The organism is Yersinia sp. KBS0713, from assembly GCF_005937895.2.
Lineage (GTDB): Bacteria > Pseudomonadota > Gammaproteobacteria > Enterobacterales > Enterobacteriaceae > Yersinia > Yersinia bercovieri.
Window position 1 is genome coordinate 606,601 of record NZ_CP042173.1, and the last position, 12,861, is coordinate 619,461.

Below are 12,861 nucleotides of genomic sequence, written 5' to 3' on the forward strand. Positions count from 1 at the left end.
CTGCCGCAGATGCTGGCTAACATTAATGAATGGTTGACTGAATCAAAAATAACACGTGGTCATTGCATGAATGTATCGTCCGGGAGCCGTGAATAGGTGTCTATTTTCTACGGCTTTGCGACATTCAGATAACTGGGCCACGTTGAGGGTTAAAACCCTAATGTTTCGAGTAAATCATCAACCTGATCTTGATTGGCAACAATACCTGCGACGGATTGGTTAATCTGAGGTCCATTTTTCAGATTATCTAATTTTTCAGCAGGAGATGAGGACGAGTTGGGCATATTTTCGACCAAGACGAGAATAAGCTCTTTTTCGACACTCTCTATCAGCGCCATCATATTTTGAATAACCTGACCGGTGAGATCCTGAAAATCTTGAGCCATCATGATTTCCATTAACTGCTCATTAGTCTTGCTGGCAATTTTCGGTGTGTTACTCAAAAACTCTCGGGTATCTGTTACCAATTCACGAGCCATGGGTAATTCAATTGGATCGTCAAACCATGCATCCCATCGTTCAGTTAGTGCGGTTGCATTGTTACTCAGCTCATCCTGAAGGGGACGCGCTATTTCCACGCAGTTTAATGCGCAATCTGCTGCTTTAGATGTTTTTCCAACCACATAACTTAAACGATCACGGGCATCAGGGATGGCTTCCGCGACATCCATAATTGCGCGATCTAAGCCAAAACTCGCCATACTGTCGCGTAATAAGCGCGTGAGGTGGCCAATACGAGAAAAAATATCTTTATCATTATCTTCTGAAGACTTACCTGGTAATGTATTCATGGCTTACCATCCGAGTTTTTCAAATATTTTGTTTAACTTCTCTTCGAGTGTGGCTGCGGTAAACGGCTTCACCACATAACCATTCGCACCCGCTTGAGCGGCAGCAATGATATTTTCTTTTTTTGCTTCGGCAGTCACCATCAGAACCGGAATTTTATTCAGATTCTCATCTTTGCGAATCTCGGATAATAATTGCAGCCCATCAAGATTGGGCATATTCCAATCGCTTATCACAAAATCAAATTTTGATGCACGTAACTTGGTTAAAGCATCCAGACCATCTTCTGCCTCATCAATATTCTTGAAACCAAGATCCTGAAGAAGATTACGAACGATTCGGCGCATTGTGGCGAAATCATCAATAACCAAGAAACGTAAATTCTTATCTGCCATGTATGTATCCTATAAATGTAAAATGCACCCAATGAAGGGTGCCCAATGAGAGTAGGGGGTAAGTTAAATTAAATTCTGCGAGCCTGACCGACAATGCTACTGAGTATGTGCTGGCTAATATCGTCGAGGTCTACAGTTTGGCAAGCTGCTCCGAGCGCAATCGCCTCACGCGGCATACCAAATACCACACAGCTTTTCTCACTTTGAGCCAGTGTGTGTGCACCGGCTTTACGCATCTCTAATAACCCGGCGGCACCGTCGTTACCCATGCCAGTCAAAATTGCGCCCACTGCATTTTTCCCCGCAGATTTGGCGACGGATTTAAACAAGACATCAACCGCTGGACGATGGCGATTTACCGCAGGTAACTTATTCAAACTTATATGGTAATTCGCACCACTACGGATGAGTTCCATATGCAGATCCCCCGGCGCGATATAAGCATGGCCAGGTAATACGCGATCACCATCTTCAGCTTCTTTTACCGCTATCTGACAGAGATTGTTAAGGCGCTCGGCAAAAGAGCGGGTAAATCCTGGTGGCATATGCTGAGCTATCACGATGCCAGGGCAACTGAGTGGCATTGGCATTAATAACTGCCGTAAGGCCTCTGTGCCGCCAGTGGATGAGCCGATCGCAATAATCTTTTCGCTACCCACCAATGGGATAGTCAGGGCTTTAGGTGGACTGGTCAGTTTGCCACTACGTCGCACCTGAGCACGCGAGGCTATACGGATTTTTTCTGCAATAATTTCAATATATTGCATCATTCCATCCTTAAGCCCCATTTGTGGCTTAGTGACAAAATCTACCGCCCCCAATTCCAACGCACTCAGTGTTATCTCTGAACCTTTACCTGTCAGGGAAGAGATCATAATGACGGGCATCGGGCGCAGACGCATGAGACGTTCCAGAAAATCCAGACCATCCATACGCGGCATCTCTACATCCAACGTTAATACGTCGGGGTTATAAAGTTTGATCAAATCTCGGGCAATAATAGGATCTGGCGCAGTAGCCACCATTTCCATATCAGGTTGTTGATTCACAATATCGCTCATAATACTGCGTATCAACGCCGAATCATCAACACAAAGTACAGTTATCTTTTTCATAATGTCTCTTGAGCCAGGTAATACACTGACTGCCCACGTAGACGGAAAGGCCCATTCATATTGTTAAAATGTTCAGAATGGCCAGCAAATAAAATCCCTCCCGGTTTCAGCATCCGGGCAAAGCGGGACATCAACTTTTCCTGTGTTTTCTGATCGAAATAGATCATGACATTCCGACAAAAAATAGCGTCAAAGGGCGCAGGAATATCCCAATTTGGATCGAGTAAATTAAGTTGTTGATACTGAATAGTTGAGAGCAATTCTTTTCTTACTTTCACTAAACCCGCTTGTGCTCCGGTTCCCTGCAAAAAATAGTTTTTTCTTTGATCCTGGGTCAGGCTTTCCAGATCGGATAATCGATAAACCGCATTTTTTGCTTTACCTAACACCTCAGTATCTATATCTGTCGCCCATACTCTTGGACCGGCAATACTGGAACCTAATTTCTCATGCAGTGTCATTGCAATAGAGCAAGGCTCTTCCCCTGTCGAGGCTGCCGCGCACCACACGGTATAATTTGACCCTCTGCTACGGGCATGTTCGGCCAAGATTGGGAAGTGGTATGCCTCCCGAAAGAATGACGTCAAATTAGTTGTTAGCGTATTGATAAAGGCTTGCCACTCATCGCTATTCTTATCTGATTCGAGCCGCACTAAATACTCGGTAAAACTGGTCATTTTTAAATCACGTAACCGCCGGGAAAGGCGGTTATAGACCATATCCCGCTTCTGGTTATTTAATACAATCCCTGCGCGTTGATAAATTAACCCACTGATCTTTTGCAGGTCTTTATCTGAGAGCTCTTCCTGAATACGTAATTTTGTATTATTCAATTTTGAATTTCGCCAATGTTTCTGCTAGATAATAACTGTACGCATGTAAGATTGAGAACATCTCAATACTGCTGTATCTTGGTGCGGGCATTTAGTGAAAAAGAGCCGATTCTGCTTCGGGAACTTAGAAGTCACAGATGCCTACGGAAAATAGGGTGAAAATTATCAGTAGACTATATTGCTTATTAACAAATATGTTAGGCAGTTTACTTACACTGACATGTTCATGACTTCTTGGTACGCACTAACTAATTTATTACGCACCTGAACACCTAAATTTAATGCCAGAGATGACTTCTGCAAAGAAACCATTACGTCATTAAGACCAATGTCAGTTGCGCCTGTCAGATAGTCTTGTGACTGACTTTTAGCCTGGGTTTGTATTTCATTGATACTATTAACACTGCTAAACAGTACGTCAGAAAATTGTAGTGGTTTTTCAATACCTTGACGATCTGAGATGAATGGCGATCGTTGAGTGTTTGAAACTTGCTGGGCCTGGAAGTTAATTTGTTCCAGAACACCACTGATCGATTGAATAGACATCACTAATTCCTTTAAATCTACGTATTGAGATTTACTTGCTTTTCTTACTTCGTATTTAATAACCAAAGCTTAACATAGCAAGCTACAAATAAAATAATCCGATAAGCTGACGAAAATTTCAGCTTATCGAGACTTAAAAAAAATACAATTAGGGGATAATACGCGACTTGAATTATGTCAGTGTATTTACCGCTTCGTTTCTTCATCCCCGTAACCGGAGTGCTGATTCGCAATAACACGTCTATATTGCGTCATTAATTTTTTTACAGGACTACGGCATGAATGCCACGACAAATGGTATCAAAAAAACCAGTACAGCTAATCTTATGGCAGTATTAGAACGTATTCGTTCCAGCCCTAAGATTATTCTGCTTATCAGTGCTTCAGCGGCCATAACGCTTATTATCGCACTATTATTTTGGGCAAAATCACCGGATTACCGGGTTTTGTTCAGTAACATTACGGATCAAGATGGTGGGGCTATTGTCTCGCAATTGGCACAAATGAATGTGCCCTATCGTTTTGAAGATCGTGGCGGGGCGATTATGGTGCCTGCCGATAAAGTCTATGAAGCTCGCCTCAAACTTGCTCAACTCGGATTACCCAAAGGCGGAGCCGTTGGGTTTGAATTACTGGACCAGGAAAAGTTTGGTATCAGCCAATTTAGTGAGCAAGTTAACTTCCAGCGTGCGTTGGAAGGGGAGTTGTCACGCACGATTGAAACCCTTGGCTCAGTCAATGGCGCTCGTGTGCATTTGGCTATGCCAAAGCCCTCAATGTTTGTTCGTGAGCAAAAACAGCCATCCGCATCAGTGACCGTCCGTCTGAATAATGGGCGCTTACTGGAAGGCGAACAAGTAAGTGCGATCACTTATCTTATTGCCAGCGCAGTACCGGGTTTGAGTGCAGATAGTGTCACGATTGTGGATCAAAACGGTCGTCTGTTAACGCAACGTGGGGGCCAAACGACTCAGACCTCGCAGCTTAAATTCACCAGTGAAGTGGAAGCTGATTTTCAGCAGCGTATTCAGTCGATTCTGTCCCCAATTGTTGGGCGCAATAACGTCAAATCGCAGGTGACAGCACAGCTTGACTTCACTTTACACGAGCAAACGGCTGAACAATTTCAACCGAATACGGCACCTGATCGGATGTCGATCCGCAGCAGCCAATCCAGTGACGCTGAGCAGGGCGGCAAGGGTGGTGTGGGTGGCGTACCGGGCGCATTAAGCAATCAACCCTCGCTTCCTGCGACTGCACCGATAACTCAAGCGGCTACGCCGACGGCACCTGGCGCGACTGGGGCGGCAGGTGCAGCAACAGCAGGAGCGACAGGGGCCAAAGGTGGCGCGGCGACAGTCGCAACTCCGATACCTTTCAACAATCGTCGGGATAACACCACCAACTACGAACTTGATCGAACACTGACTCACATCAAGCGCAGTACCGGCAGTATCGAACGTCTCTCTATTGCTGTCGTGATTAATTACTTACCGACCGCAGAGGGTGAATCTGCCCCTCTACCCAAAGAGCAGATGGAGCAGATCAGCGCATTAGTGAAAGAGGCCGTAGGATTTTCTGCGGAGCGTGGTGACACGGTAAATATTGTTAATTCTCCTTTCAACAATGTTGAAGAGGAGGTTGCACCGCCATTTTGGCAGCAAGCCGGCTTTATTAATCTGTTAATGGCGGCGGGTCGCTATTTATTGGTGGCGATTGTGGCTTGGCTATTCTGGCGCAAGGCTATCAAACCTGCATGGCTGAGAAACCAAGAACTGATATTGGCTCGTTTGGAATTAGAGAAAGAAGCTCGTCAGGCAGAACTGGATGCGCATAAGCGTAAAGCTGAAAGTGGTGAAAGAGCCAAAGCGGAACAACGCGTCGAAGCTGAACTTAATACGCAGAATCTGCGGGAATTGGCAGAACAGGAGCCTCGGGTTGTTGCTCTGGTCATTCGCGAGTGGATTAACAAGGAGCTGAAATCATAATGAATGCCTCTGATAAAAGTGCAATTGTCATGTTGACACTCGGTGATGGACTGGCTGCTGAAGTATTCAAGCATCTCAGTACGCACGAAGTGAAACAAATTAGTGGGTCGATGGTCAACATGGGCGGTTTTACCCATGAACAGCTTAGTTCCGTCCTGAAAGAGTTTCAGCGCGACTCCAGTGAGTTTGCAGCACTGAGTGTCAATACCAATGATTACCTGCGCAGTGTGCTGGTGAAAGCATTAGGTGAAGAGAGAGCATCGAGCTTACTTGAAGATTTACTGGATACGCAAAATGGCACAAATGGCATTGAGACGCTGAACTTTATGGAGCCTCAGGTGGCATTCGATTTAATTCGTGATGAGCACCCGCAAATTATAGCCACCATCCTTGTTCACCTTAAACGTGGGCAAGCTGCTGATGTATTGAGTAAATTTGATGATCGTGAACGTAATGACATTATGCTACGTATTGCTACTTTTGGTGGTGTTCAACCGGCGGCACTGCAGGAGCTGACAGAAGTGCTCAATGGTCTGCTGCATGGACAGAACTTGAAACGTAGCAAAATGGGCGGGGTACGCCCTGCGGCTGAAATTCTTAACTTGATGAAATCTCAGTTGGAAGAGGCTGCAATTGAGGCGGTTCGTGAATTTGACCAAGAGTTGGCACAGAAAATTATTGATGAAATGTTCTTGTTCGAAAATCTGGTTGGAATTGAAGATCGCAGTATTCAGCGCATTCTCCAGGAAATTGAGAACGAGTCACTGATCATCGCCCTTAAAGGAGCCGATGCGGCACTTCGCGATAAGTTCTTCCGAAATATGTCCAGACGTCAGGCGGAGATAATGATGGAAGATCTTGGTTCTCGTGGGCCAATTCGTATGTCTCAAGTCGAAGCTGAACAGAAGAGTATCCTATTGATTGTTAGACGGTTAGCTGAATCCGGTGATGTGGCAATTGGAGGCAGCGACGATGCCTATGTCTGATAATGAACCAAAACTCGACTGGCAAAGCTGGCAGCCGCAGAATTTACTGGGTGAATATGACCAGTCTGAGCATGAGATTATTGAGTCGGCAAGCCCCCATCATTCCGATGAGCTACTGCAGGCTGAACTCTCACGACTTCGCCAACAAGCGGAACAAAAGGGGTTTGCCAAGGGACAGGCCAGCGGTATTGAAGAGGGAAAAAAGCAGGGCTACGAAGCTGGGTTTAGCCAAGGACAAAAAGAGGGCTTCGAACAGGGGCTTACCGAGGCAAATCTACAGCAAAGTGAAGTAGGGGCGCGTTTTTCCACACTGCTTGAAGCGTTTCGGGTAGCTCTGGACAACCTTGATAGCGTGATTCCATCCCGCTTAGTGCAATTATCCTTAACTGCTGCTCGCGCGATCTTGGGTAAGAATATTGTTTGTGACAATGAAGTGCTGCTAGAAAAAATTCAGCAGTTGCTACAAGAAGAAACCCTCTTTAAGGGAAAAGCACAGTTATGGGTTAATCCTGCGGATGTCGACATCGTTGAGCAAAACGTCGGTAAATCACTTGAGTCATTGGGATGGGAGTTACGTTCTGACGCGCAAATTCTACCCGGCGGCTGCCGGATAACCTCGGCGGAGGGGGAGTTCGACGCGACAATGACAACGCGCTGGCAAGCGCTGTGTGAACTCGGACGTGAGGATTATCCCTCATGACCCTGCGCCTAAAAAACTGGCTGGATGCCATTGATAGAAAAGAGAAACAGATCATCTCGCTGCCGCCTTTCCAGCAATATGGAAAATTAACGCGGGCAACAGGATTGGTGATGGAGGCTGTTGGCCTGAAATTACCCATTGGCACTCTTTGCATTGTTGAGCGAAATAGAGGTAATGGCACGGATAAAATAGAAAGTGAAGTTGTTGGTTTCAATGGTGAAATCCTGTATTTGATGCCACTTGAAAATGTTGATGGAATTCTACCTGGGGCGCGGGTTTATGCGTTTGAAAGTGGTGCCGGTATTACCAAGGGGAAACAATTACCGTTGGGGCCGGAACTCTTAGGCCGAGTACTGGATGCGAGTGCACGACCACTTGACGGGCTACCGCCCCCAGGTTGTGTAAAGCACGGATCCTTATTTACGCAACCGGTTAACCCACTATTACGAGATCCAATTAAGCATGTGCTGGATGTCGGCGTCAGAGCCATCAATGGGCTGCTGACTGTAGGACGAGGCCAGCGCATGGGGCTGTTTGCCGGTTCTGGGGTGGGGAAAAGTGTGCTACTCGGCATGATGGCACGCTATACCAAAGCTGATGTTATCGTCGTAGGACTTATCGGCGAGCGTGGCCGAGAAGTGAAAGATTTTATCGAAAATATTCTAGGTGAAGAGGGGCGAACTCGCTCCGTGGTTATCGCGGCACCTGCGGATGTCTCGCCTATATTGCGTATGCAAGGCGCGGTATACGCCACCCGTATTGCTGAGGACTTCCGTGATCGGGGCATGGATGTGCTGCTCATAATGGATTCGCTAACACGCTACGCCATGGCACAACGTGAGATCGCCTTGGCCATTGGTGAACCACCTGCAACCAAGGGTTATCCCCCATCAGTGTTTGCAAAATTACCTGCCCTGGTGGAGCGAGCGGGTAACGGCGTCAAAGAGGGGGGGTCAATCACCGCATTTTATACGGTGTTGACCGAGGGCGATGATCAACAAGATCCGATAGCAGATTCCGCTCGCGCCATTCTTGATGGGCACATTGTTCTATCACGGCGGCTTGCTGAATCCGGCCACTATCCGGCCATCGATATTGAAGCATCAATAAGCCGCGCAATGACAGAGTTGATTGACGCAACGCATTACAAAAAAGTGCAGTCTTTTAAGCAGTTACTCTCATCATATCAACGAAATCGTGATCTTGTCAGTGTCGGGGCTTATGCGGCAGGCAGCGATCCATTACTGGATAAAGCCATCCGCTTATATCCCGATATGGAGCGCTTTTTGCAGCAGGTCATCTATGAGAGTAGTGGTTATGAGGAGGCCTGCGACAGGCTTTCTGACATGTTTTCCGACAGTTCTAATATGAGCAATTAATCATGGCAATTACCAGTCCAATGGATGTCCTACGCGATCTTGCAGAGCAAACGTTGAGTGACACTACTGTTCAATTAGGCAAAGTGCAGCAAGTGTACACTCAGGCCACGATACAACATGAACAACTGGAAAGTTTCGAATTGGAATACCAGCAGCAACTACGCGCCAATATTTCAGGTAAAGGTATTCTGATAGCTGACTTGCTAAACCGACAATCTTTTATTGATTCACTGGGGCAGGTCGTCAAACAACATGCCGGCCATGTGGAGAAATGCCAGAACTCGGTCGAAGAGACATTATTGGATTGGAAACGTGATAAGAAACGTCTCAACGCCTTTGAGACACTGAAAAGCAGAGGCGATGCGGCGAGACTATTAAAAGAGAATCGTCTGGAACAGAAGATGATGGATGAATTTGCACAACGTGCCAGTATGGGGAAAAAAATATTATGATCGTCAATGCCATACCTGCCATTACTGGATTGACCGCAAAAAACAATCAACAGGCTGCAACAGCAGACGGCTTGGATTTTTCTACAACGTTGGAAAATATGCTCGCTCCAGGCCCTGTAAAAATGGCGTCGAATGCTGAACTCGTGCAACCTGAACAGCAGCTTCCTGGCCTGATAGAAACAGTGGAGAGACCTGATTACCCGGACACTATTGATGCAGAGTTGATCGGTATGATTGCCGAAATATCCGATGAAGAGCAGCAGCCCGAGACCCCGGCTCTCCAAGATCCACAGCTTCAACATTTGCAGCAGTTAGTGGTTAATGTCTCATTGGGTGCCGCGACAACACCAGTAATCACGGTGACCCCCGCCCCTGTTGAATTGACAGATGAACAGGGCGCAGAGGAGATGGCGGACACGGATCCTGATCTTGCCAATTCACAAGGTCGGGAGCGGCAGAGTAACCCCGCCGCAATGAGTGATAACAGCATTACGAAAAGTTTCACCCACTCTTTGCCGGAAGTCCTACAGGGGAAGCAGATGGCAGACAAAGCAGCAACTGAGCAGCGCGATGCTTCACTTCCACGGGCGAATGATGGCGCGGCGTATCTCAAAGAAAATGCATTGATGCCAGTAAACTCACCACTCAATGTGCCAACACCATTGACACAGGACAGCCAGCTACCACAGACGTCGGACATCACCCTACGACCACATTTGTCTGCGGCTCCTGATGTGTCCAGCTCTCAGCCAGTCTCAACTACCACATCACCCACCGTGTTGAGTCAAGGATTAGGGACACCCGCATGGCAACAAGCCTTGAGCCAACAATTGTCTTATTTTTCGCGCAACGGCATCCATAATGCGGAGTTACGGCTGCACCCTGAAGAGTTAGGCGCTTTGCAAATTAACCTACGGATGAATAGTGATCAGGTACAGTTGCATTTTGTGACGGAAAATCATCAGGTACGTGCGGCCCTGGAGGCCTCAATGCAAAACTTACGTACCTCATTGGCAGAATCAGGCATTAATTTGGGCCAAAGTAGCGTTGGCGCTGATTCATCCTCATCGTGGGGGGCGTTTTCTCAATCTGATAGAGCAGCAAAACAGCACGATCTTGATGATGAAAGCATCAGACAACTCCCTGAAGAGACAGGTGAAATTAATATCAGAACGCTGAATTACACCAGTGGAATAAATACATTTGTTTAGCTAATTAACTCATCAAGCGAATTGGCGGCAGTAATTCAATTTCTTTAGTGAATTGCCCTAGAGGTTAACTGTAATAGAATACTCTGCTCATTCGAATGCCTTCTGTTATTGGCATTCGAAGTATTTTATAACAGGATTTTTTTTAAAATGACAAAAAATAACACCAAAATTGCCAAAGGAGGGAAAAAAAGCTCTCTGGTGATTTTGTTTATGATGTTAATTACCATAGGTGCATGCGCCTTGGCTGGTTACACTTTTTATGAAATGAAAAATATCAAGGCTCATGTATCCGGTGATAACAACGATACGGTAGCGACACCAATATCTGAACCTATTATTCCATTATATATACAAATGGATACGTTCACCGTTAGCCTTAAACCGACACCAACTGATGATGGTCGTGTATTGCATATTGGCTTGACCTTACGGGTGAAAGACGAAAATTCAAAAGTATTGATAGAAAAATTCTTACCGGAAGTACGTAGTCGATTGCTTATACTTTTAGCACAGCAAACAGCAGAAAACATATCGGCTGATAAAGGGAAGCAGCAATTAATTGAAAAAATTAAAAGCGTTGTTAGTGAGCCACTTACACCTAATCAGAGTGTGGTGATTACTGATGTATTATTTAATGCATTTATTTTACGGTAAATCCTATGTCTGACAGCATATTATCTCAGGCTGAAATAGACCGCCTTTTAAATGGCGGCAGCAATACCGAAAATGAAAGTATAGCAAACAATAGAACATTGGATGAGGGCATCAAGCCTTATGATCCAAATACACAGCGCCGTGTTGTTCGTGAGCGTTTGCACTCTCTGGAAATTATTAATGAACGTTTTGCTCGCCAGTTCAGAATAGGGCTATTTAATCTTTTGCGTCGTAGCCCAGATATAACTGCCGGAAATATTAAAATACAGCCGTATCATGATTTTGCGCGGAATCTTCCCGTGCCGACCAACCTTAATCTGGTCCATATGAACCCCCTGCGCGGTACTGCACTTTTTGTTTTCTCGCCGAATTTGGTATTCATGGCTGTAGATAACTTATTTGGTGGTGATGGCCGATTTCCAACGAAAGCGGATGGGCGTGAATTTACGCCAACAGAGCAGCGCGTCATTAATCGCATGCTAGCCATGGCGCTGGAAGCCTATGATTTTGCATGGAGCTCTATTTTTAAACTGAAAACTGAATACGTTCGTGCAGAGATACAGGTGAAATTTACCAATATCACTTCATCACCGAACGATATTGTTGTGACAACACCATTTTATGTAGAAATAGGCCCGCACCGGGGAGAGTTCGATATTTGCATTCCTTTTAGCATTATTGAACCTTTACGCGAACTGTTAACCAGTCCGCCAATGGAAAGCTCAAGACAAGAAGAAAAACAATGGCGAAATACACTTGCTTCTCAGGTCAGAGAAACTGAACTTGAATTGGTGGCAAAATTTGCAGATATATCAACTCGTCTTTCTAATATCATGAGCATGAAAGAGGGCGATGTTATCCCAATAGATAAAAAAGAAAGTATTGAAGCCTGTGTTGATGGCGTTCCGGTATTTTCTGGTAAATACGGTTACATGAATAAGCAATATGCTCTCAAAGTTGAGAAAATATTAAATCCGGCGCTATTATCTTTAAAAAAGGAGTAATTCCCTCATGAGTGATACCACATCCTCGTCAGATGCTGATAAGCAATCCATTGATAATCTTTGGGGGGACGCTATGAGTGAGCAACTGGCCGCAGATAGCTCACCACCAAAGGATAATCTGGTGCCTAATTTTTCTGAAGATCTTGATTTAATTCTCGATATTCCAGTTAAAATGACCGTTGAATTAGGTCGGACTAAAATGACTATCAAGGAGTTACTGCGCCTCAGTCAGGGGTCTGTTGTCTCTCTGGAAGGTTTGGCGGGTGAACCGTTGGATATTCTGATCAATGGCTATTTAATTGCCCAAGGTGAAGTTGTTGTTGTTTCCGATAAATTTGGCATCCGCATTACAGATATTATTACACCTTCAGAAAGAATGTATCGCCTGAGTCGATGATGAATACCCAAACAATACACTCGATGAGTGAGGCCACAAACTCTGGCTCAATATTGGCCACTGTCGGTGGTTCATTGATACTTATATTAATGATTATCACTGCTATTGCATGGATTGCTCGCCGAACTGGATTGACTCCGCGCTTACCTAAAGGAAACCAAATACTTTCAGTTGTATCCAGTTATTCACTGGGGCAGCGTGAACGTATTGTCGTGGTAGATATAGGTGATAAAAGATTATTACTCGGTGTTACCACTAGCCAAATCAGTTGTCTGGGGACATTTGATCAGTTTGATGATCATGCTATGACTCCTGAACCATTATTATCCGGCGATTTTCAGTCAACTCTGCTCGGTATGTTAAAAAAACGCAAAGCAGGGCCTACAGCATGAATATTTTGCCAGCACAGCGC

15 protein-coding genes are annotated in these 12,861 nt (G+C 45.5%); 10 read left to right on the top strand and 5 right to left on the bottom strand.

Translation table 11 applies throughout. The annotated features are described in order from the left end of the window. Positions 1–149 precede the first annotated feature (149 nt). The 5 genes from cheZ to fliE form a co-directional block, all read right to left on the bottom strand. Positions 150–791 carry a protein phosphatase CheZ gene (gene cheZ / locus FFE93_RS02870; RefSeq protein WP_005271021.1) on the bottom strand — a complete coding sequence of 214 codons (642 nt, stop codon included), beginning with the start codon at positions 789–791 and terminating at the stop codon, positions 150–152. 3 nt (positions 792–794) lie between these two features. Beyond that, a complete protein-coding gene (gene cheY / locus FFE93_RS02875; RefSeq protein ID WP_005271024.1) occupies positions 795–1,184 on the bottom strand; it encodes a chemotaxis response regulator CheY in 390 nt (129 codons plus the stop codon). A 68-nt stretch (positions 1,185–1,252) separates the two neighbouring features. Continuing rightward, entirely contained in the window at positions 1,253–2,299 is a 1,047-nt protein-coding gene (locus FFE93_RS02880) for a chemotaxis response regulator protein-glutamate methylesterase (protein ID WP_032896481.1), read from the bottom strand. Then, a complete protein-coding gene (locus FFE93_RS02885; RefSeq protein WP_138774749.1) occupies positions 2,296–3,132 on the bottom strand; it encodes a CheR family methyltransferase in 837 nt (278 codons plus the stop codon). The genes FFE93_RS02880 and FFE93_RS02885 overlap by 4 nt, the downstream gene beginning before the upstream one ends. A 210-nt stretch (positions 3,133–3,342) precedes the next feature. Next, the gene (gene fliE / locus FFE93_RS02890; RefSeq protein WP_138774750.1) at positions 3,343–3,678 is read right to left on the bottom strand and encodes a flagellar hook-basal body complex protein FliE; all 336 of its coding nucleotides are present in this window, start codon (positions 3,676–3,678) and stop codon (positions 3,343–3,345) included. 278 nt (positions 3,679–3,956) lie between these two features. Here fliE and fliF point away from each other — a divergent pair, with 278 nt between their 5' ends. The 10 genes from fliF (at position 3,957) to fliO (ending at position 12,841) form a co-directional block, all read left to right on the top strand. Then, positions 3,957–5,666, top strand: coding sequence for a flagellar basal-body MS-ring/collar protein FliF (fliF, locus tag FFE93_RS02895; protein ID WP_005271034.1), 1,710 nt, complete (start codon positions 3,957–3,959; stop codon positions 5,664–5,666). Then, positions 5,666–6,652, top strand: a complete 987-nt coding sequence (gene fliG, locus FFE93_RS02900) for a flagellar motor switch protein FliG (protein ID WP_080375792.1) — start codon at positions 5,666–5,668, stop codon at positions 6,650–6,652. Before fliF ends, fliG begins: the two co-directional genes overlap by 1 nt. Then, entirely contained in the window at positions 6,645–7,352 is a 708-nt protein-coding gene (locus FFE93_RS02905; RefSeq protein WP_080375794.1) for a flagellar assembly protein FliH, read from the top strand. The genes fliG and FFE93_RS02905 overlap by 8 nt, the downstream gene beginning before the upstream one ends. Continuing rightward, entirely contained in the window at positions 7,349–8,731 is a 1,383-nt protein-coding gene (fliI, locus tag FFE93_RS02910; RefSeq protein WP_138774751.1) for a flagellar protein export ATPase FliI, read from the top strand. The genes FFE93_RS02905 and fliI overlap by 4 nt, the downstream gene beginning before the upstream one ends. Before the next feature lie 2 nt (positions 8,732–8,733). Further along, complete coding sequence (gene fliJ, locus FFE93_RS02915; protein WP_032896490.1) at positions 8,734–9,183, top strand: flagellar export protein FliJ; 450 nt, start codon at positions 8,734–8,736, stop codon at positions 9,181–9,183. Beyond that, positions 9,180–10,394 carry a flagellar hook-length control protein FliK gene (locus FFE93_RS02920; RefSeq protein ID WP_054872740.1) on the top strand — a complete coding sequence of 405 codons (1,215 nt, stop codon included), beginning with the start codon at positions 9,180–9,182 and terminating at the stop codon, positions 10,392–10,394. Before fliJ ends, FFE93_RS02920 begins: the two co-directional genes overlap by 4 nt. Positions 10,395–10,541: 147 nt before the next feature. After that, positions 10,542–11,048 (top strand): flagellar basal body-associated protein FliL, encoded by a 507-nt coding sequence (gene fliL, locus FFE93_RS02925; protein ID WP_005271039.1) that lies wholly within the window; start codon positions 10,542–10,544, stop codon positions 11,046–11,048. A gap of 5 nt (positions 11,049–11,053) precedes the next feature. Beyond that, a complete protein-coding gene (gene fliM / locus FFE93_RS02930; RefSeq protein WP_005271042.1) occupies positions 11,054–12,052 on the top strand; it encodes a flagellar motor switch protein FliM in 999 nt (332 codons plus the stop codon). Positions 12,053–12,059: 7 nt separating this feature from the next. Next, the gene (fliN, locus tag FFE93_RS02935) at positions 12,060–12,449 is read left to right on the top strand and encodes a flagellar motor switch protein FliN (RefSeq protein ID WP_005271045.1); all 390 of its coding nucleotides are present in this window, start codon (positions 12,060–12,062) and stop codon (positions 12,447–12,449) included. Further along, positions 12,446–12,841: a flagellar biosynthetic protein FliO gene (fliO, locus tag FFE93_RS02940; protein WP_080375791.1), complete on the top strand. Its 396-nt coding sequence runs from the start codon at positions 12,446–12,448 to the stop codon at positions 12,839–12,841. The genes fliN and fliO overlap by 4 nt, the downstream gene beginning before the upstream one ends. Positions 12,842–12,861 lie beyond the last annotated feature (20 nt).

Coding starts and splice junctions, on each gene's coding strand:
- cheZ (WP_005271021.1), bottom strand. CDS start 791: ATGAATACATTACCAGGTAAGTCTTCAGAAGATAATGATAAAGATATT.
- cheY (WP_005271024.1), bottom strand. CDS start 1,184: ATGGCAGATAAGAATTTACGTTTCTTGGTTATTGATGATTTCGCCACA.
- FFE93_RS02880 (WP_032896481.1), bottom strand. CDS start 2,299: ATGAAAAAGATAACTGTACTTTGTGTTGATGATTCGGCGTTGATACGC.
- fliE (WP_138774750.1), bottom strand. CDS start 3,678: ATGTCTATTCAATCGATCAGTGGTGTTCTGGAACAAATTAACTTCCAG.
- fliF (WP_005271034.1), top strand. CDS start 3,957: ATGAATGCCACGACAAATGGTATCAAAAAAACCAGTACAGCTAATCTT.
- fliG (WP_080375792.1), top strand. CDS start 5,666: ATGAATGCCTCTGATAAAAGTGCAATTGTCATGTTGACACTCGGTGAT.
- FFE93_RS02905 (WP_080375794.1), top strand. CDS start 6,645: ATGTCTGATAATGAACCAAAACTCGACTGGCAAAGCTGGCAGCCGCAG.
- fliI (WP_138774751.1), top strand. CDS start 7,349: ATGACCCTGCGCCTAAAAAACTGGCTGGATGCCATTGATAGAAAAGAG.
- fliJ (WP_032896490.1), top strand. CDS start 8,734: ATGGCAATTACCAGTCCAATGGATGTCCTACGCGATCTTGCAGAGCAA.
- FFE93_RS02920 (WP_054872740.1), top strand. CDS start 9,180: ATGATCGTCAATGCCATACCTGCCATTACTGGATTGACCGCAAAAAAC.
- fliL (WP_005271039.1), top strand. CDS start 10,542: ATGACAAAAAATAACACCAAAATTGCCAAAGGAGGGAAAAAAAGCTCT.
- fliM (WP_005271042.1), top strand. CDS start 11,054: ATGTCTGACAGCATATTATCTCAGGCTGAAATAGACCGCCTTTTAAAT.
- fliN (WP_005271045.1), top strand. CDS start 12,060: ATGAGTGATACCACATCCTCGTCAGATGCTGATAAGCAATCCATTGAT.
- fliO (WP_080375791.1), top strand. CDS start 12,446: ATGATGAATACCCAAACAATACACTCGATGAGTGAGGCCACAAACTCT.